This is a genomic window from Streptomyces sp. NPDC001717, from assembly GCF_042892775.1.
GTDB lineage: Bacteria > Actinomycetota > Actinomycetes > Streptomycetales > Streptomycetaceae > Streptomyces.
Window position 1 is genome coordinate 96,482 of record NZ_JBIAUK010000019.1, and the last position, 19,078, is coordinate 115,559.

Annotated in this window: 18 protein-coding genes; 12 read left to right on the plus strand and 6 right to left on the minus strand. The window is 71.3% G+C overall.

Features of this window, described 5'->3' with window-relative positions:
* Positions 1 to 7: 7 nt before the first annotated feature.
* Both ACFYZL_RS26490 and ACFYZL_RS26495 read right to left on the minus strand, forming a co-directional pair.
* Positions 8 to 1,738: an acyl-CoA dehydrogenase family protein gene (locus ACFYZL_RS26490; RefSeq protein WP_384745084.1), complete on the minus strand. Its 1,731-nt coding sequence runs from the start codon at positions 1,736 to 1,738 to the stop codon at positions 8 to 10.
* Between the two features lie 68 nt (positions 1,739 to 1,806).
* Entirely contained in the window at positions 1,807 to 2,361 is a 555-nt protein-coding gene (locus tag ACFYZL_RS26495) for a PadR family transcriptional regulator (RefSeq protein WP_384745082.1), read from the minus strand.
* Positions 2,362 to 2,485: 124 nt separating this feature from the next.
* Here ACFYZL_RS26495 and ACFYZL_RS26500 point away from each other — a divergent pair, with 124 nt between their 5' ends.
* A complete protein-coding gene (locus ACFYZL_RS26500) occupies positions 2,486 to 3,178 on the plus strand; it encodes an AAA family ATPase (protein WP_388682349.1) in 693 nt (230 codons plus the stop codon).
* Positions 3,179 to 3,210: 32 nt separating this feature from the next.
* Here ACFYZL_RS26500 and ACFYZL_RS26505 read toward each other — a convergent pair whose 3' ends face one another.
* Together ACFYZL_RS26505 and ACFYZL_RS26510 are read right to left on the minus strand one after the other, a co-directional pair.
* On the minus strand, positions 3,211 to 3,648 hold the full coding sequence (locus ACFYZL_RS26505; protein WP_388682351.1) for a DUF5959 family protein: 438 nt from the start codon (positions 3,646 to 3,648) through the stop codon (positions 3,211 to 3,213).
* A gap of 102 nt (positions 3,649 to 3,750) precedes the next feature.
* Entirely contained in the window at positions 3,751 to 4,842 is a 1,092-nt protein-coding gene (locus tag ACFYZL_RS26510; protein WP_388682353.1) for a cytochrome P450, read from the minus strand.
* Positions 4,843 to 5,249: 407 nt separating this feature from the next.
* Here ACFYZL_RS26510 and ACFYZL_RS26515 point away from each other — a divergent pair, with 407 nt between their 5' ends.
* The 6 genes from ACFYZL_RS26515 to ACFYZL_RS26540 all read left to right on the plus strand — a co-directional run bounded on the left by ACFYZL_RS26515 (position 5,250) and on the right by ACFYZL_RS26540 (position 11,804).
* Positions 5,250 to 6,620 (plus strand): efflux RND transporter periplasmic adaptor subunit, encoded by a 1,371-nt coding sequence (locus tag ACFYZL_RS26515; RefSeq protein ID WP_388682355.1) that lies wholly within the window; start codon positions 5,250 to 5,252, stop codon positions 6,618 to 6,620.
* Positions 6,617 to 7,429 carry an ABC transporter ATP-binding protein gene (locus ACFYZL_RS26520; protein ID WP_388682357.1) on the plus strand — a complete coding sequence of 271 codons (813 nt, stop codon included), beginning with the start codon at positions 6,617 to 6,619 and terminating at the stop codon, positions 7,427 to 7,429. Before ACFYZL_RS26515 ends, ACFYZL_RS26520 begins: the two co-directional genes overlap by 4 nt.
* Entirely contained in the window at positions 7,426 to 8,649 is a 1,224-nt protein-coding gene (locus ACFYZL_RS26525; RefSeq protein WP_388682359.1) for an ABC transporter permease, read from the plus strand. The genes ACFYZL_RS26520 and ACFYZL_RS26525 overlap by 4 nt, the downstream gene beginning before the upstream one ends.
* Positions 8,650 to 8,682: 33 nt before the next feature.
* Positions 8,683 to 9,477, plus strand: coding sequence for a DUF5666 domain-containing protein (locus ACFYZL_RS26530; protein ID WP_384745069.1), 795 nt, complete (start codon positions 8,683 to 8,685; stop codon positions 9,475 to 9,477).
* A 19-nt stretch (positions 9,478 to 9,496) separates the two neighbouring features.
* Entirely contained in the window at positions 9,497 to 10,234 is a 738-nt protein-coding gene (locus ACFYZL_RS26535; protein ID WP_388682361.1) for a response regulator transcription factor, read from the plus strand.
* Between the two features lie 82 nt (positions 10,235 to 10,316).
* Positions 10,317 to 11,804, plus strand: a complete 1,488-nt coding sequence (locus ACFYZL_RS26540; protein WP_388682363.1) for a sensor histidine kinase — start codon at positions 10,317 to 10,319, stop codon at positions 11,802 to 11,804.
* 39 nt (positions 11,805 to 11,843) lie between these two features.
* On the opposite strand, the gene ACFYZL_RS26545 is transcribed toward ACFYZL_RS26540, so the two are convergent.
* Complete coding sequence (locus tag ACFYZL_RS26545) at positions 11,844 to 12,326, minus strand: DedA family protein (protein ID WP_388682365.1); 483 nt, start codon at positions 12,324 to 12,326, stop codon at positions 11,844 to 11,846.
* Positions 12,327 to 12,812: 486 nt separating this feature from the next.
* On the opposite strand from ACFYZL_RS26545, the gene ACFYZL_RS26550 reads away from it, so the two are divergent.
* On the plus strand, positions 12,813 to 14,057 hold the full coding sequence (locus ACFYZL_RS26550; RefSeq protein WP_388682367.1) for a hypothetical protein: 1,245 nt from the start codon (positions 12,813 to 12,815) through the stop codon (positions 14,055 to 14,057).
* Positions 14,058 to 14,073: 16 nt separating this feature from the next.
* Positions 14,074 to 14,799 (plus strand): hypothetical protein, encoded by a 726-nt coding sequence (locus ACFYZL_RS26555; RefSeq protein WP_388682369.1) that lies wholly within the window; start codon positions 14,074 to 14,076, stop codon positions 14,797 to 14,799.
* On the opposite strand, the gene ACFYZL_RS26560 is transcribed toward ACFYZL_RS26555, so the two are convergent.
* Entirely contained in the window at positions 14,768 to 15,925 is a 1,158-nt protein-coding gene (locus tag ACFYZL_RS26560; protein WP_388682371.1) for a serine hydrolase domain-containing protein, read from the minus strand. The genes ACFYZL_RS26555 and ACFYZL_RS26560 overlap by 32 nt on opposite strands.
* Positions 15,926 to 16,019: 94 nt before the next feature.
* On the opposite strand from ACFYZL_RS26560, the gene ACFYZL_RS26565 reads away from it, so the two are divergent.
* From ACFYZL_RS26565 to ectB, 3 genes are all read left to right on the plus strand, one after another.
* The gene (locus tag ACFYZL_RS26565) at positions 16,020 to 16,946 is read left to right on the plus strand and encodes a GyrI-like domain-containing protein (RefSeq protein ID WP_384745061.1); all 927 of its coding nucleotides are present in this window, start codon (positions 16,020 to 16,022) and stop codon (positions 16,944 to 16,946) included.
* Positions 16,947 to 17,175: 229 nt separating this feature from the next.
* Positions 17,176 to 17,799 carry a diaminobutyrate acetyltransferase gene (ectA, locus tag ACFYZL_RS26570; protein ID WP_388682373.1) on the plus strand — a complete coding sequence of 208 codons (624 nt, stop codon included), beginning with the start codon at positions 17,176 to 17,178 and terminating at the stop codon, positions 17,797 to 17,799.
* On the plus strand, positions 17,796 to 19,064 hold the full coding sequence (gene ectB / locus ACFYZL_RS26575; RefSeq protein WP_388682375.1) for a diaminobutyrate--2-oxoglutarate transaminase: 1,269 nt from the start codon (positions 17,796 to 17,798) through the stop codon (positions 19,062 to 19,064). The genes ectA and ectB overlap by 4 nt, the downstream gene beginning before the upstream one ends.
* Positions 19,065 to 19,078 lie beyond the last annotated feature (14 nt).

Consider the following 19,078-nt stretch of genomic DNA (forward strand, 5'->3'; position numbering starts at 1 on the left):
TCCCGGGTCAGGGCGCCATTTCGTACGCCCCGGCCAGGGCTTCCACGCGGGCCCAGACGCGGGCCGTGCGCTCGGTGTCGACGACCGGACGGCGCACCGCGGCGAGCGCCCACTCCTGCTGGGCCTCGGTGGCGGATTCCTTGCCGTGGAGCTCGACCGCGTGCGCGGAGAAGTCTCGTACGAGGACGCCGAACAACTCGTCGAGCACGTCCTCGTCCAGGTCGGTGAGGCGAGCCTGTTCCAGGATCAGCTGGCCGTGGACGACCAGGGCGAACAGCTGGCCGACCGCCAGGAGGAGGTCGAGGTCGCGGCTCTGCTCCTCGTCGGGGGCGGCGGTCAGGACGAACTCGCACAGGGCGTCGGCCTGTGCGCGGAAACGGCCGACGTTGGGCACGGCCGCGTACGCGTCGTAGGCGGGGCGCCAGTCGTGGAAGCGTACGGAGCCCAGCCCGCGGGCCGGGCCCTGGGCGAAGAGGAAGGCGTCGTCGGCCGCGTCGAGGCGGGTCGGCACGGGGGCGTACTCGGCCGGGGCCAGCAGGTGGTTGCGCATGAACTTGAGGATCAGCGCGAGGTTGACGTGGACCGTGCCCTCCAGCTTCGGCAGGCCGCGGATCTCGACGGCGGCGTTGGCGAAGTAGGTGTCCTTCTCGAAGCCCTTGGCGGCGATGACGTCCCACATCAGGTCGATGACCTTCTCGCCCTCCGTGGTCACCTTCATCTTCGTCATCGGGTTGAAGAGGAGGTAGCGGCGGTCGTCGGGGCCCGCGGAGCGGAAGTAGTCGACGGCCCGGTCGCTGAACAGCTTCATGCCGACGAGCCGGACGTACGCGTCGGTCAACTCCCGACGCACGTGCGGGAAGGCGGTGACCGGGCGGCCGTACAGGATGCGGCCCTGCGCGTGGGTGACGGCCTCGTACATCGCGTGCTCGCAGATGCCGATCGACGCGGTGCAGAGGTTGAACTTGCCGACGTTGACCGTGTTGAGGGCCGCGTCGAAGGCGGCCCGGCCGGTGTGCAGGACGTCTTCGGCGCGGACCGGGTAGTCCACGAGGCGGAACTCGCTCACGTACTTGGAGGAGTCGACGACGTTCTGCACGAGGTGGTAGGCCTCGTGCCGGCTGTCGGCCGCGAAGAAGACGTAGCCGTCGGGCCCTTCGACGTCGGTACGGCGACCGAAGACGGAGACCAGACCGGCGGCGTTGCCGTTGCCGATGTAGTACTTGGAACCGGTGGCGCGGAAGCCGCCGGACCCGTCGGTGGACGGCTCCAGCAGCATGTCGGTGGAGTAGATGTCGGCGCCGTGGGTCTTCTCGGAGAGACCGAAGGCGAACACCTCGCCCTCGGAGAGGAGTTCGGCGGCGCGGCTGCGGGCGGCGGCGTTGTCGCTCTGCCAGACCGGGCCGAGCCCGAGGATGGTGACCTGCCACGCGTACCAGTAGTCCAGGCCGTAGAAGCCGAAGATCTCGTTGAGGGCGGCTATGCGCGCGGTGTCCCACCGCTTGTCCGGCTCCCCGTCACCTGCGGCGGACGCCGGGGTCAGGAAGGTGGCGAAGAGCCCTTCCTTGGCGGAGAAGGCGATGAAGTCCGCCAGCCAGGCGCGGGTGCGGTAGTCCTCGATCAGCTTGCGCTTGCCGCGCTCCTCGAACCAGTCGACGGTGGCGCGCAGCATCCTGCGGGTCTCGGGGTCGAAGTGCGCCGGGTCGTAGGTGCGCGGGTTGAACAGCAGCGGATCGCTCATGGAGGTTCGCCTTTCAGCCAGGGGATGAGGGGTGGGAGAGAAGGAAGGACCGGGGGTGGTCGGGGCGGTCAGGAGGCCGCCAGCCGGTGGAGCGTGGCGAGTACGTCCTCCAGCCAGGCGAGCTGCATCCGCTCGTAGGCGATGCCGCCGCGCAGCACCACGTGCTGGAGCTCGTGTCCGGCGTCGCGCGCAGCGGGGGCCTCCGGGCCCGTGAAGTCCCGCAGCTCGCCCGCGAGATAGCGCGCGAGCCTGTCGCTGTGCGCCTGGTGGTGCCGCTCGACCTCGCGGATCAGGGCGACCGGGTCGTCGAAGGCCGCGCCGCGGATCTTCACGGCGAGTTCGTGCCGGACGCTGTCGGGCTGGATCGGTTCGTGGAGCCAGGCGGAGAGGGCGGCCCGGCCGGCCGGGGCGACGGAGTACACCTTCTTGTCCGGCCTGGCCTGCTGGGGCACCTCTCGGACGTCGAGCCGGCCGTCGGCCTCCATGCGGCCCAGCACGCGGTAGATCTGCTGGTGGGTCGCGGTCCAGAAGTAGCCGATGGACCGTTCGAACCGTCGGGACAGCTCGTAGCCCGAGCCCGGCTGCTCCAGCAGGGAGACGAGGATCGCGTGCTCAAGTGCCATGCCCTCGATCCTTCTATGCAACTCGTTGCATAGACAAGGGCCGCCGCCGCTGTGAGACGCGGCTCACCCGTACGGGTGACGTAGTGTCGGAGTCCTCTGGACCTCGCACGGACGGCTCGTACCTGTGACTGCACCCATCAGCGCCGACCCGGTCGGAAGGCCGCCGATACCCCGGCCGACCGCCGACCGGGGCCCCGACGCGCGTCCGAGCCGTCACACGTCCCCGCTCGGAGTGCTCGATCTGCGCGGAGCCGCCGGTCGGGACGTGTGGCTCTCGTACCCCTACGACGGCGCGGTGGTGGTCTGCGGTCTTCCCGGGAGCGGGAAGAGCACGCTGCTGCGCGCCTGGTCCGGTTCCGCCCCGGTGGTCGATCCCCGCGCCACGCGCACTTCGTTCGAGGCGTGGATGCCGGCGTGGCTCCCCTACGCGCTCTACCGGCCGTGGGCACGGCTGAGGCACATGCGATGGCTGCGGGACGAGCTGCGCCGCGGCGGTCCTCTGCTGATCCACGACTGCGGCAGCAGGAGCTGGATGCGTTGGTGGCTCGCCCGTACCGCTCGCGGGGCCGGACGCCCGCTCCACATGGTGGTCCTGGACGTCGGTCCTCAGGAAGCCCTGTCAGGTCAGCGGGCACGCCGGCGGCTGGCGTCGCGCCGGGTCTTCGCCCGTCACCAGCGGGGTTTGACGAGGCTCTTGAGGCAGGTCGACCGCGGCGGTCTGGCGGGGGTCCCGGGCTTCCACTCCGTGGTGGCGCTCGACCTCGGGCAGCGGGAGCGCGTCACGGAGGTCCGTTTCGCGCCCCCCGCGGACGCCTGAGCGGATACCGTCCTCGCGGTCGGCGCCTTCCTTCATCCGGCCCGTTCGCCGAGACGGGTCAGCAGCCGGTCGAGCCAGGAGACGGCGCGTGCGGCCCAACCGTCGCGCGGGTGCAGCGGCACGACGACCGTCACCCCGCTCTGCACCGGGTCACGGACCTCCACCACGAACGGGTCCTCGGCGCGCAGCCTCAAGTAGGCGCTGCGGCCCGCGGCGGGCCAGTCCATGACCGCGCCGTCCGGCAGGGCGCCGTCTTCCTCGGCGCAGGCGCGTGCGGCGAGGAACGCCCTGAGGTCCGCGAGGTCGGCGTCGGTGAGGTGCACCGGCACGCGCGCGCCGACGAAGCCGGTCTCGATGACGATCTCGGCGTCGTACCGACCCTCGTGGCGTCCGCCGCCCGCCGCGCCCTCCAGTTCCACCGTTATGCTCCGCGCCCGGTCCGCGAACCTGACGATGTCGGCGTCTCCCACCTGATCTCCTCCTCGGCATCCGCCGCGGCCCGGCCGGCCGCGCACGGTCACTGCGGGCCCCGTCGCGCACTGGCGGCCCGGCAGCGGCATCCTGCCAGGCCCTCAGGTCAGGACGGGGAGCGCGGCCGGTCCGCGGACGAGGCGGGTGCGCCGCCACTCCAGTCGCTCGGGCGGTACGGCGAGGCGGATTCCGGGGAATCGGGTCAGCACGGCTCGCAGGGCGATCTCCAGCTCCGCCATGGCCAAGGGGGCGCCGACACAGCGGTGGACACCGTGACCGAACGCGAGATGACCGGCGGCGTCCCGGTCCAGGTCGAGGTGGTCCGGCGCCGGGAAGCGGGCCGGGTCCCGATTGGCCGCCCCCAACGCGACCAGGACCGGGACACCGGCCGGGATCCCGGTGCCGCCGAGCGTGACGGCTTGCGTGGTGAACCGGAAGGTGGCCGTGCTGACGGCCGAGTCGAAGCGCAGCAGTTCGGGCAGTGCGGCACGGACCTCGCCCGGTTCTTCCCGGAGACGATCCAGCGCGGCCGGGTGCAGGAGCAGCGCCAGGAGGGCGTTGCCGAGGGCGTTGGTGGTGCTCTCGTGTCCGGCCACGAGCAGCAGCACGGCCAGGGAGACCAGTTCCTCCTCGCTCAGCCGGTCTTCGCCGTCCCGCGCCGAGACGAGCCGGTCCAGGAGCGAGTCGCCGGGGGCCAGGCGCTTGGCGGCGATGAGGTCCGTCATGTAGCCCGCCAGCGCGTGCGAGGCCGCGTCGACGGTGTCGGGCTCCCCCGCCGCGAACAGCTCCGCGGACCAGCGCCGGACCGCGGGCCGGTCCGCCTGCGGCACTCCGAGCAGTTGGCAGATCACGATCACGGGCAGCGGCACCGCCAGGCGGGCCACGAAGTCGAGCGGCTCGCCGACGGGCCACCGGTCCAGGAGCTCGTCGGTGACCCGGGTGATGAAAGGACGCAGCTCGTCGACGGCCCCGGGCGTGAACGCCTTGGTCACCAGCTTCCGCAGCCGGGTGTGTCCGGGCGGGTCGGCGGCCAGCATGCTGCGGGCCACCGCCGGGTGCAGGCGTCGCCGCGACTCCTTGCCCGCGAAGAAGGCGCCCGTGTCCTTCGAGAGACGGGCGTCACCGAGGGCTTCGCGGGCTTCCGCGTAGCCGGTGACCAGGTGGTCGACGCGGCCTCCGGAACCGGCGGGCACGGCCCGCACCGGGCATGCGGAGCGCGTGGCCGCGTAGACCGCATAGGGGTCCCGGAGGGTACGGGGATCCCGAGCCGGCTCGGCCGTGCCCTCGGCACGAATTCCCCGACGCCGCTCTTCTCGCCGATCCGTCCCCACGCCGACGCCCCCTCCGTACGACCCCGCCTGCCTCCTCACAAATTAGCCGGTCGGCGCACTGTTCCCCCGATTCCCCCCTGCTCGTTCCCGGCCCCGGGAGCTGTGAGTTCACCGAGAGCCCGAGGGGCGCCGTGGGTCGACGGCGTCAGGAGCCGGGCCTTGTGCGCCCTATGAGGGTGTACGGGCCCTTCGCGTTGGCCTGGCGTTACCAGGGAACTCCCAGGAAGCTCCCAGACCCCGCAAAGCGTGGGCGGCCAGGATGCCGTCCCATGAAGGTGCTCCCACGGCGGCGCAGGGCCGTCCTGATCAATTCGGTGCTCGGAGTGGCGGTCCTCGCGGGCGCCGCCGGCGCGTACGCGGCGGTGGCCGGTGAGGGCGGGGGGCCGGTACGGGACTCCGCGCGGACCGTCGTCGTCACCAAGGGCACCGTCCTCGCGACCGTCTCCGGCTCGGGGTCGCTGAGCTCACCCAGCGATGCCGGGGTGAACTTCACCACCGGCGGGCGGCTCACCGAGGTCCACGTCAAGGCGGGGGACAAGGTCACCAAGGGCCAACTGCTCGGGAAGGTGGACGCGACCGCCGCGACCGAGACGCTCGACCAGGCCCAGGCGTCGCTGACGGCTGCACGGGCCAACCTCACCAAGGCCGAGGCCGGGCAGGTGACCTCCGGGTCGGGCGGCTCGAACGCCACGTCGCGGGTCGGTTCCGCGTCCACTCCGGCGCCCGCTCCCACACCGACCGTGGACCCGGCGCAGGTCGCCCAGGCCCGCGCCCAGCTCACCCAGGCCCAGAACGCCGTGGACGCCGCACAACGTGCCGTCGACGGAACGGTGCTCAAGGCTCCCGTCGACGGGACGGTCGCCTCCGTCTCGGCGAAGGTGGGCGACACGGTCTCCGGTACGGGGGGTGGCAACAGCGGCTCCGGTGGGTCAGGCGGGTCGGGTGGGTCCGGTGGGTCCGGCGGCTCCGGTGGGTCCGGTGGGAACTCCGCTTCCGGCAGTGCTGCCTCCGCCCTCTCCGGTTTCGTGGTGCTCACCAACCCGTCCGGCATGCAGGTGACGGCGGGCTTCTCGGAGGCCGACGCGCTGAAGCTGAAGCCCGGCCAGGCCGCGACGGTCACGCTCAACGCGATGTCCGGGAAGACGCTCAACGCGCAGGTACTGTCCGTCGGTTCGCTGCCCGTGAGCAGCGGTTCCTCCTCCGGTGGCGGCAACTCGGGAGGTGGGAGCGCCGTGCAGTACCCGGCCACGCTGGCCATCACGAGCGCCACCGACGACCTGCGCAGCGGCCTGAGCGCCGGCATCCAGGTCGTCGTCGGCGAGGCCTCCGGCGCCCTGTCGGTACCCGCCGCAGCCGTGTCCGGGACCGGGGAGAACCGCAGCGTCACCGTCGTCAAGGCGGACGGCACCACCGTGCGCACGCCGGTCACGATCGGCCTCGAAGGCGACAGCGCCGACCAGGTCGTCAGCGGGCTGAACGAGGGTGACCGGGTGCAGTTGGCCCCGGTGTCCTCGGCCGGCAACGGAGGCTTCCCGAGCGGGGCCTTCCCCGGAGCCGGGTCCACGGGCACCCGCAGCCGCGGCGGCGGTGCCGGCGCCGGTGGCTTCCGTACCGGCGGGGGCGGGGGTGGCCGAGGATGACGCCGCAGACCGGCGGCCCGCGCGGCGCCGTACCGCCCGTGATCGAGGTCCGCGCACTGCTCAAGACGTACGGGCACGGCGAAGCCGCGGTCCGCGCGCTCGGCGGTCCGTACGACATCGCTTCGGGCCGCCAACGTGGTGTCGAACTCGTCGTGGAGCAAGGGGACTTCGTCGCGGTCATGGGCAGCTCGGGTTCGGGCAAGTCGACCCTGATGAACATCCTGGGCTGCCTGGACGTTCCCACGTCGGGCCGGTACCTGCTCGACGGGATCGACGTGGGCGGCCTGGACGAGCGTCGGCTCTCGCTGGTCCGCAACCGCAAGATCGGCTTCGTCTTCCAGTCGTTCAACCTGGTGCCCCGCACCACCGCGCTCGCCCAGGTGGAGCTGCCGCTGGCCTACGCCGGTGTGAAGGCCGCCGAACGGCGGCGGCGCGCGGAGGCCGCGCTCACCCTGGTGGGACTGGCCGACCGCATGGACCACCGTCCCAACGAGCTCTCCGGCGGACAGCAGCAGCGCGTGGCCGTCGCCCGCGCCCTGGTCACCGCGCCGGCGATGCTGCTCGCCGACGAGCCCACCGGAAATCTGGACAGCCACAGCACCGAGGAGGTCCTGACCATCGTGGACCGGCTCAACGCATCGGGCCGTACCGTCGTCCTGATCACCCACGAGGACGAGGTGGCCCGGCACGCCAAACGGGTCCTGCGCCTGGTCGACGGCCAGATCGTCGAGGACGTCCGGCAGGCCCCCGTCGTCGGGCCCCCGCCCGCCATGCGCGGGCGACACCCGGTGGCCGGAGGCCTGCGGTGAACCCGTTCCAGACGCTGCGCTTCGCCCTCGGCGGTCTCGCGGCGAACAAGGTGCGCTCCGCGCTGACGATGCTCGGTGTGCTGATCGGCGTCGCGGCGGTGATCCTGCTGCTCGCCGTCGGCAACGGCTCCTCCCAGGCGGTGCGGGCCTCCATCGAGAAGCTCGGCACCAACGCCCTCACCGTCTCCCCCGGCGGCGGATCCGGCGGCCGGCGCGCCGGCTCCGGGTCGGCGGGCACGGCGAAACCGCTGACCGTCGAGGACGCGCGGGCACTGGCCGATGCCTCGGCGGCCCCGCACATCGAGGCGGTGGCGCCCGAGGTCACCACCTCCCAGACGGCCCTCTACGAGGGCACCTCGCACACGGTCGGCCAGGTGGTGGGCACGTACCCGGCGTACTTCAAGGCCTCCAACAGCAAGGTTTCCAAGGGCGACTACTTCAGCGGCGACGACGTACTGGCGTCCCGGAAGGTCGCCGTCATCGGCTCGACGACCGCCACCGAGCTGTTCGGGACGTCGGACCCGGTCGGCAGGAAGCTGGTGCTCGGCGGCACGCCGTTCACCGTGGTCGGGGTGCTGGCCACCAAGGGCGGTACGGGATTCCAGGACCCGGACGACGTGGTGGTCGCGCCGCTGCCCACCGTGCAGAACGCGTTCACCGGCTTCGGTTCGGTCGGGCAGATCCTCGTGGAGGCGAAGTCCGCCGACGTGACGGCGGGTGCGCAGAGCGAGATCACCACCGTCCTGATGGCACGGCACGGCATCAAGGACCCGAACGCCCTCGATTTCCGGGTGGCGAGCCAGGCGTCCCTGCTGACCACCCAGGCATCGACGAACGAGACGTTCACCGTGCTGCTGGGGGCGGTCGCCGCGATCTCGCTGCTGGTCGGAGGGATCGGGATCACCAACATCATGCTGGTCACGGTGACCGAGCGCACCCGTGAGATCGGCATCCGCAAGGCGATCGGGGCGCCGCGGGGCGTCATCCTCGGCCAGTTCCTCGCCGAGTCGACCCTGCTCTCGCTGATCGGCGGCGGGCTCGGGGTCGCGGCCGGGCTGATCGGCTCGCACTTCACCATCGTCGGCATCAAGCCGGTCGTCATACCGGAGTCGGTCGTCGGCGCCTTCGCCATCGCCGTGGCGATCGGGCTGTTCTTCGGCGGCTACCCCGCCAACCGGGCCGCGAGCCTGCGGCCCATCGAAGCGCTGCGACACGAGTGATCAACATACGTGTGGGGACAGGGAGAAGCTGACATGACACGACGCCGCACCGGACCGGAGAAGGAGCCGCCCGAGGTGACCGGGGAGCCGTTGACGCCTTTCGCCGAGGTGTTCGAGGACCTGGCGGAGGCGGACCGCTCCGGACGAGCACCGGGGCCCGCGCAGGATCCCGAGGAGATCCTGTCCGAGCCCCCGGACACCCGGGACGTCTCGGCGGAACTCGCCGCCCCGCCCCGGCCGAGACTGCCCTGGCTGACCCTGCTGCTGTCCGGCGGGGTGATCGCCGGGCTCGCCTTCACCGGGGGCGTCCTGGTCGAGAAGGGCCACTTGCGGGGGTCGGGTGGATCCGGCTCCGGAGTCGCGGCCTCGGGCCGCGGCCCCGGGGCGGGCGGGCAGGGGCGTACGGGCTTCGGCCAGGGCGGCACCGGGGCCGGCGGGCAGCGGCAGGGAGCCGGCGGGCAGGGCGAAGGCTCGACGGGCCAGGGCCAGGGATCCGGCGGACAAGGGCGGACCGGGAACGGGCAGAGCGGCCCGAGGCAGGGCTTCGGCGGCGCGAACGGAGGCCTGGGCGCCGGGGGCGGGCTGACCACCGGTACGGTGAAGCTCGTCGACGGCGCGACCCTCTACGTCACGGACGCCCAGGGCAACGTCGTCAAGGTCACCACCGACACCAACACCCAGGTCACCGAGTCGCGAAGCGGCAAGGTGTCCGACCTGCAGCCGGGGCAGACCGTGACCGTGCGCGGCAGTCGGAGCCCCTCCGGCGACGTCGCAGCGACGGCCGTCGCCCAGGGTGGTGGCGGCGGGTTCGGCGGGAGCCGGGGCTGACCAGGAGAGGAAGGACCCCATGGAGAGGGCAGCGGCCACGGCCACGCCCGAGGCGAGCCTGCTCGTCGTCGACGACGAACCGAACATCCGGGAGCTGCTGTCCGCTTCGCTCCGTTTCGTCGGTTTCAAGGTCGCTTCGGCGGCGAACGGTGCCGAAGCGCTGGCGGCCGTCGCCGAGGAGCGGCCGGACCTGGTGGTCCTCGACGTGATGCTGCCGGACATGAGCGGCTTCGACGTCATCCGGCATCTGCGCGAGGTGGCGGGCACCGGTCCTGAGGCCGATCACCTGCCGGTTCTCTTCCTCACCGCGAAGGACGGCGTCGACGACAAGATCGGCGGGCTCACGGCAGGGGGCGACGACTACGTCACCAAACCGTTCAGCCTGGAGGAGCTGATCGCCAGGATCCGCGCGATCCTGCGGCGCACCGGCAGTCCGACGGGCGAGGGGCGCCTGATCGCGGGTGACCTCGAACTGGACCCCGTGGGGCACCAGGTGTTGCGGGGCGGGCGGCCCGTTTCCCTGTCCCCCACCGAGTTCAAACTGCTCGCGTACCTGATGACCCATGCCGACCGGGTGGTCTCCAAGGCGCAGATCCTCGAACACGTGTGGGCGTACGACTTCGGCGGCGACCTCAGCATCGTCGAGTCGTACATCTCCTACGTCCGCCGCAAGGTGGACCCGGGTTCGGGCGGGTCGGCCAAGCTCATCCACACCGTGCGCGGCATCGGGTACGTCCTGCGCCGCCCGCAGGGCTGACCCGCCGATGCGGGTTCCCGGACCACGCGGAGGCGTCGGCGAACGCACGAGCGACCTGCCCGGAGGCCGACGGCCGGGACGGATGCGGCCGTCGGCGAAGGGGCTCACCCGCCGCTTCGCCGGCCTGACCCTGCGGGCACGGCTCGTCGTGCTCTCGATGGCACTGGTCGCGCTCGGGCTGACCGTCAGCGACACCCTGGTACTCGGCTCGGTGCGGGCTCAGCTGGTGGAGAGGGTGGACCAGCGGCTGGAGGGGTTCGGGAACGCGATGGCGTACCGGGTCCGGAACGAGGGCATCCCGCAACCGCACACCGGGAGGGCGGGCGGCGGGCGGCCCTGGCTGCCCAGCCAGTACGTGATGGCGTTCGTCAGTGCCGACGGCACGGTGTCGGACCCGTACCGCCAGCCCGTCGCGGCCGGGGACCCGGGCCCGTCGTGGCCGCGGATGGACGGGGCCCGGCTGCGGGAGCGGCTGGGGCGGCCGTTCGAGGTCCCGAGCGATCACGGTGGCGGCAGCTGGTGGGTTCTGATCGTGCCGGTCGACGGCGAGGACCCGGCGCTGCCGACCGGTGTCGCGGTCGCGGCCCCGCTGGACGACGTGTCCTCCACCGTGGACCACCTGGCCACCGCCTTCGAACTGATCGGCGTCGGGGTGTCGCTGCTGCTCGCCGCGGCCGGATGGTTCGCCGTACGGGCGGGGCTGCGGCCGCTGCGCCGGATCGAGGAGACCGCCGCGGAGATCTCCGCCGGGCGACCGCTGTCCCACCGCATGCCGGACGCCTCGGCACGCACCGAGACGGGAAGGCTGAGTCTTGCCCTCAACGGCATGCTCGCGCAGATCGAATCGGCGTTCGCGGCCCGCGCCGCGTCGGAGGAGCAGATGCGGCGCTTCGTCGCCGATGCCAGTCACGAGCTGCGTACCCCGCTGGCCGGCATCCGCGGCTTCGCCGAGCTGTACCGGATGGGAGCCCTCCCCGACGAGGCGGACGTCAAACGGACCATGGCCCGCATCGAGAACGAGGCGGTACGGCTCGGCGGGCTGGTGGAGGATCTGCTCACGCTGGTGCGCATGGACGAGCAGCGCCCGCTGGAGATGGCGCCGATGGACCTGCGCACCCTCGCGGTGGACGCCCTGCACGACATCCGGGCTCTCGACCCGAACCGCGAGGTGTCGCTGAGCGGACCCGGCGGTGTCGGGCCGCCCGGCCCGGCGCCGGTGTACGGCGACGAGGCGCGACTGCGTCAGGTGGTCGCCAACCTGGTCGGCAACGCGGTCGCCCACACGCCCGCGGGTTCGCCGGTGCGCGTCGGGGTGGGGAGCGCGGGAGGCCATGAGGTGATCGAGGTGGCCGACTCGGGGCCGGGTCTCACGGCGGAGCAGGCGGTCCGGGTCTTCGAGCGGTTCTACCGGGTGGACGCCTCGCGGAGCCGGCAGACGGGCGGTGGGGCCGGGCTCGGGCTGGCGATCGCCTCAGCCCTCGTCACCGCACACGGGGGCGACTTGGAACTGGAGACGACGCCGGGAGCCGGAGCCGTGTTCCGGGTCCGTCTGCGGTCCGCCGGGCACTGAGCGCGAAGCCCGCGGCCGCACCCACTTCCGCGGGACGGCTCACGCTTCCTCGGTCACGGCCTCGCCCGGGCGCAGGGCCGCCCTTCTCCTGCGGTACACCACCACCCCGCACGCCACGAGGAGGAGGACGACCACGGCGGACACCCCGAAGGCCGTCCGCTCGGCGAAGAGCCGTCCCAGCACTTCGAGCACGCCGAGCCCCGCGGTCGCGTAGATCAGCGCCCAGGCCGCTCCGCCGACGAACAGGGCGGGGAGGTAGCGCGGCAGCGGCAGGCGCATGCTGCCCGCGAGGAAATTGGCGGCGGTCTGGAAACCGACGGTCAGGAAGGAGACGGCCACCACGGGCGCGCCCCACCGCTGGATCGCCCGCTCGGCACGCTGGAACTTCGCCGACGAAATCCGCTCGGCGAACCTGCTGCGGCGGGCACCGGCGCCGGCGAGCCACCCGACGGCGAACGTCCCTCCGGCACGGAGCAGGACGATGGCGTACAGGGCGCCGGCCGTGAGCGCGATCTTATCCACGACACCTCATCCCGGGCTCGGGGCCGGAAGCCGGGAGGCCGGTCCGCCCGCACGGGCGTCCCGCCCCGGCGAGCGCGCGGCACGCACGAGCCCGGTCACCGTCTCTCACCTGCATCCTGCCTCTGCCTGTTTCGTCCCACGGGTCGCCGCCTACGGCACCGGACCCCCGAACCTGCGCGCCTGCATGCACGCCAGGCAAGGCAAGCCTAACCGAACGGACATACGGGGTACAGGGCGCCCGTCCGCCGGGAGCCCGAGCGCGCCGTCGTCGAGCAGCTCCTCGAGCGGTTCGGCCGCGGCCGCCACCGCGTCCGGAGCGTCGAGCGGGTTCGGCATGGGCGTCCGGGCCCTCCGTACGGTGCTGGGCTTCGACCCCGGTGTGCCGGCGGAGCGGCGCCCAACCTCCCTCACATCAGGACCCGTTGCCCGCTGTCGGGCCCCGTGAGAGGATCAAGGTTCCATGGTCCGACTCCTTTCGGGTACCCCTTGACGCACACGACAGAGACGACAGAAGCCCACATCGAGGATGCGGACAACATCCTGGTCGCGCCCTCGACGTCGCATGGCGATGCAACGATCCGGGACTTCTTCGGGTCGACGATCACGCCGGAGGACCTCGCTTCCGGTTCGTCCGACCTCACGCAGAAGACCGTCTACCTGTGCGGCGACCTTTCGGCGATCGACCGACGCCGACTGGACCCGGCCGCGCGGGTGTTCGTCGTCCGGGAGTTGTCACACGGACACCACGAGGACGTCGACGGGGCGTGGACCCCCGTCGACCTCGGACGGGTTCCCCTCCGCGTGGGCGGCGTCGGCGTGTACTACCCCCGCTTCTTCGGGCTCGGCGACGATCATTTCGGACGGATCCGCGCGGAGCACGAATTCCAGTCCCTGACGGAGTCCACGAAGCCCGGTACGGCCCACCGCAGCGGGATCTATCTGACGCCGGTGACACGGGACGGCGACGAACTGCATTTCCGGCTGCTCCGGTGCTCCACGAACCTCTCGGGGCCGACCGAGGACTTCCGTCCGACCGACACGGACATCGTCGGGGCCCTGAACCGCGAGGCCGCCGCCGTCTTCCGGAACCAGGCACCGCTCAATCACGTCCTCGCCCAGATCTACCACAACACGCCTGCCACGGCGGAGCGCAGGCAATCCAAGGCCAAGATCTCGGCCCACGCCGACAAGACCAAGGACATGCCCGTCAACGGCATCATGGCCTTCTGCACCTTCTACGACCGGCTCGACAAGCTCCGGCCCCTGGACGAAGACCCCTTCGATCACGGCGTGAAGGGTGTCAGCGGGCTGACCAGACTCCACTTCCGTCTCAAGGAGTCGGCGGGCGAACACGACGAGGTCGCGTTCCCTCCGCAGTTCACCGTGACGCTCCACCCCGGCTCCGTCTTCTTCGTGCCGCTGTCGACGAACCGGCTCTACACGCACGAGATCCGGCCCTCGTCGCTGGACGCAGAGTTGCTGCCGACGCGCCTGGGATACGTGGTGCGCTGTTCGAGCGCCGAGGCCGTTCACAAGGACGGCCACACGTTCCTCAAGGCGGCCGGTGATCCGGTGAGACTGGGGCCGCCCACATCGGCCGGCATGGACGAGCTGCGCAGGCTGTACGCCGAGGAGAACAGGTCCTCGTCCTTCGTCGACTACGGCGAGGAGTTCCTCTTCAGCATGAACACGGGAGACTACGTTGCCCCACGGGTCCACGATCTCGGCTGAGATCATCTGGTGCGATGTGCCCGCCGAGGAGAACCTCTTCGAGGAGCTGTCCGCGTCGACTCGTTGGGAAGACGTGGGAAAGGGCCGGCGGGGTGCCGTACTCACCAGGGTCGACGAGGCGGGTGGTGTGCCCCTCGTACGCACGACCAGTCGATACGCCGGCCCGGCCCAGCGTTTCCGGGCGGTGCACGAACGACTGGCGCGCCAGGTTCAGGAACGTGCGGCGCTTCCGGTCGGTTTCAACAACGCTCTCGTCGAGAGCTACACGAACGCCTACAGGACCATGGGCGGCCATTGCGACCAGGCGCTTGATCTGGCCGACGATTCGTTCATCGCCGTCTTCTCCTGCTATCGGAATCCCGAAGCGGGCCCGCGGAGGAAACTTATCTTCGAATCGAAGGAGACCGGTGGCGAGAGGTTCGAGATCCCCCTCGCCCACCACGGCATCGTCGCGTTCTCCATCGCATCGAATCGGCGGCTCAGGCACAAGATCGTCCTGGACGAGCCCACCGGGACGCCGGACAACCCATGGCTGGGTGTGACGTTTCGAACGTCGAAGACCCTCGTGCGGTTTCACGAGGGACACGCGTACCTCCCCCAGGGTCCGCGCCTCGCGGCGGCCGACGACGAGCAGGCGAAGGAGTTCTACCGACTGCGGCGCCTCGAGAACACCGAAACCGACTTCAGCTACCCCCCGCTGACGTACACCATCAGCGAGAGCGATCTGATGCCGCCGGTCTGACCGCCGCGGGGCGGCGCAGTCCGCCGTAGGCGGCCATGATGATCTCCATGCCGCGGTCGTCCTCCTGCCGGTCCCGGTCGATCATCTGGTTCATCACGTACGCCACCGTCATGCGCGCATCGGGGTCGCTCGCGACCAGCGAACCGCCCCAGCCGCCCCACCCGAAGGTGTTGCCGAACCTGCCGAAGCCCGCCGTCCAGGACATCTGCGTCCCCAGGATGCGGTCCTCACCCCTGAACAGCACCTGCCACGCGGGTTCGCAGCCCTGGGGGGACAGCAGCCGCACGCCGCCGGCGGTCCCCCGGTTCGCCAGTACCGAGTGGACGAGGGCGACGGAGCGGGCGTTGCCGAAGCCGTTCACGGCAGGGACGTGCGCGCGGCGCCAGGCCGGCGAGTTGACGTCCTTGACCCGGATCGCGGCGCCGACGATCTCCCGGCGCACCCCGTCCGGTCCGGGCGGTGGGCCGGCGGCGTACTCGTCGCCCAGCGACGGCGGTGCGATGAGCGGGGCGACGCGGTGGTCGTGCTCGGCGGCGAGCCCGATGTGGAAGTCGGCGCCCAGCGGCTTGGCCACCTCCTCCGCGAAGAACTCGCCGAGGCTGCGTCCGGTGACGCGGCGGACGATCTCACCGACGAGGAACCCGAAGGTGAGCGCGTGATAGCCGGCGGCCGTCCCAGGTTCCCATTCGGCTGCCTGGGCGGCCAACCCCGCAGTGACGTTCTCCCAGTCGTAGAGGTCCTCGACCACGGTCGGCCCGGGCAGCTGCGGAAGCCCCGCCGTATGGGACAGCACATGCCGTACCAGCACGTGCTCCTTGCCGGCCGCGGCGAACTCGGGCCAGTAGGCGGCGACCGGGGCGGACAGGTCGAGCAGACCCCGGTCGGCCAGGATGAGCGCGCAGAGGGCGGTCATGTTCTTGGTCGTCGAGTTCACCCCGGTGAGGGTGTCGCGCTCCCAACCGGTGGACCGGTCCGCATCGGCGTACCCGCCCCAGATGTCGACCACCGGCTCGCCATCGAGGTACACGGCGACCGAAGCGCCGACGTCATGTTCATCGAGCGAAGCCGCAAGGGCTTCGCGTACTGCCACGAACCGCGGCTCGCACACTCCGCTGACATCAATCATGGGTGAAAGCCTCCGGCGGTTCCGGGGCCTCCCGCCCGACAATTCGCACACCGGTTTTGTCGGGCGGGCATGCACGAAGGAAGGACGGAATCACGTGTTGGAGCGGCTGAATCAGGCGCTGGACCACCTGGAGACCTGCCTCGATCGGGAGGTCGACGTGGCCGAGGTGGCCCGGATCGCCGCCGTGTCGGAGTACCACTTCCGGCGGCTGTTCTCCGCGCTCGCCGGCATGCCGCTCCCCGTCTACGTGCGGCGCCGCCGGATGACGCTCGCCGGGGCCGACGTGCTGGCCGGGCAGCCGACGCTGCTCGATGTCGCGACGCGGTACGGGTACGGCTCGGGCGAGGCGTTCGCCCGGGCCTTCCGGTCGGTGCACGGCATCGGGCCCGGCGAGGCCCGGCGCACGGGCGCCGTGCTCACGGCGCAGCCGCGCATGTCCTTCCGCGTCGTCGTCGAGGGAAGCACGGCCATGCGGTACCGGATCGTGGAGAAGGAGTCGTTCCGGTTCCTCGGCAGGAAGGCCCGGGTGCCGCTCGCGCACGAGGGGGTCAACGCGGCCGCCGCGGCGCACGTGGAGAGCCTGGACGAGCAGGCGATCGTACGGATGAAGGAGCTGTCCCGCGGCCCGGAGCCGGAGGGGATCCTGTCGGCGGCCGTGTACCTGACCGACAGTCGGGAGGAGGGCGCCGAGGCGGACTACTGGGTCGGCGTGGCGACCGGTCCCGGGACGGCCGCCGAGGGACTCGACGCCCTCGACGTGTCGGCCGGCACCTGGGCGGTCTTCGACAACCACGGCCCCTATCCGACCGCGCTCCAGGAACTGTGGCGGGACGTGTTCACGCAGTGGTTCCCCTCCAACCCGTACACGAGCCGGCCGGGTCCGGAGCTCTTGCGGACCCGGCCGGTGGAGGTCGGCGCGGACACCCGCTCCCAACTGTGGATCCCGGTCGAGCGGGCCGGCCGCCGAGGTTCGGGGCCGGTGCGAACCCACACCAGCGCGAACGAAACCCCGAGCGGCTGAGGAAGGCATCACATTTCAAGGGGCAAAAGTGAGACAAGGCAAAGACGTTACCCGTTCGTTACATTAGCGAGAGCGGGGTGCATATGTCGGCATTTTTCATGGTTACCCGGCCTCATCTCCCGCGCTTCGCCACCCCCGCCAGGGCAGCTGCACCTATCACGATGCGACCCTGCCGCGTAACCCCTTGGGGCCATGCATTTCCCTCCCGAGCTGGGTAGCTTCGGCCTGCATGACTGCTCATGCAGAACTGTCCCATTACAGGAAGAACCCCCCGACCAGCACACCCACCACGCCCACCACCGCCACCGCCACCGCCACCCACATCGACCGCCCTCGACCGGATGACGGCCCACTCCTGTGGCGCCTGGCGCGCGACTCCGGGGCTCTGGACCTCAACTCGTCCTACAGCTATCTCCTCTGGTGCCGTGACTTCGCCGGCACTTCGGCCGTCGCCCGTGACCCGTCCGGGCAGGTCGTCGGATTCGTCAGCGGATACGTACGGCCCGAGAGCCCCGGGACCCTGTTCGTCTGGCAGATCGCCGTCGACGAATCCGTCCGCGGCCTGGGGATCGCCAGCGCCTTGCTCGACGGCCTCTCCATCCGTGTGGCGGCCGAACACGGTCTGAAGTCCCTGGAGACCACCATCTCTCCCGGAAACCTCGCGTCGGAGCGACTCTTCACCTCGTACGCCGGCCGGCACGGCGCCACGGTCACACGTGAAGTGCTCTTCGCGACCGAGGAGTTCCCCGACGGCGGGCACGCCCCGGAGGTCCTGCACCGGATCGCGCCGCTCGACTTCCGACCCCGCGCCCCGTACACCCCCACCCCCACCCCCACTGGAGAACTGTCTTGACCATCACCGAGCCGGCCCTGTCCGTCTTCGAGACCGTGGAGTCCGAGGTCCGCAGCTACTGCCGGGCCTGGCCCGTCGTCTTCGAACGCGCCACGGGCAGCCGGCTGTACGACGAACACGGGCGCGGCTACCTGGACTTCTTCGCGGGCGCCGGGTCCTTGAACTACGGCCACAACAACCCCGTCCTCAAGCGGGCCCTGCTCGACTACCTGGAGCGGGACGGCATCACGCACGGGCTCGACATGTCGACGACCGCCAAGAGGGCCTTCCTGGAGACGTTCCGGTCCCACGTCCTCGAACCCCGCGCGCTGCCCTACAAGGTGATGTTCCCGGGACCGACCGGCACCAACGCCGTCGAAGCGGCACTGAAGCTCGCGCGCAAGGCCAAGGGCCGCGAGGCGGTCGTCGCCTTCACCAACGCCTTCCACGGCATGTCGCTCGGCTCCCTCGCCGTCACGGGCAACGCCTTCAAACGGGCCGGCGCCGGCATCCCCCTGGTGCACGGCACCCCGATGCCCTTCGACAACTACCTCGGCGGCAGGACTCCCGACTTCCTCTGGTTCGAGCGCCTGCTGGAGGACCAGGGCTCCGGCCTCAACCACCCGGCGGCGGTCATCGTCGAGACGATCCAGGGCGAGGGCGGGATCAACGTGGCGCGCGCGGAATGGCTCCGCGCCCTCGCCGACCTGTGCCGGCGCCGCGACATGCTGCTGATCGTCGACGACATCCAGATGGGCTGCGGCCGAACCGGCGAGTTCTTCTCCTTCGAAGAGGCTGGCGTCACGCCCGACATCGTCACGCTGTCCAAGTCGATCAGCGGATACGGACTGCCCATGTCCCTGTGCCTGTTCAAGCCCGAACTGGACCTGTGGGAGCCGGGCGAGCACAACGGCACCTTCCGCGGCAACAACCCGGCCTTCGTCACCGCGACCGCGGCCCTGGAGACGTACTGGGGCGACGGCGTCCTGCGCGAGCGGACCCTCATCCTGGGCAGGCGCGTCGAGAGCGTGCTGCGCGAGCTGTGCGACGAACACGCCGGGCTGGGCGCGACGTACCGGGGCCGTGGACTGGTCTGGGGCATCGAGTTCACCGACAAGGCGCGTGCCGCGGACGTGTGCGCCAGGGCCTTCGAGCAGGGGCTCCTCCTGGAGACCTCGGGCCCGGAGGGCGAGGTCGTGAAGCTGCTCCCGCCGCTCACCGTCACCGGCGACGAACTCGAGGAGGGCCTCGCCATCCTGGCCCGCTCCATCCGCGCGACCGCCTGACCGGCACACCACCA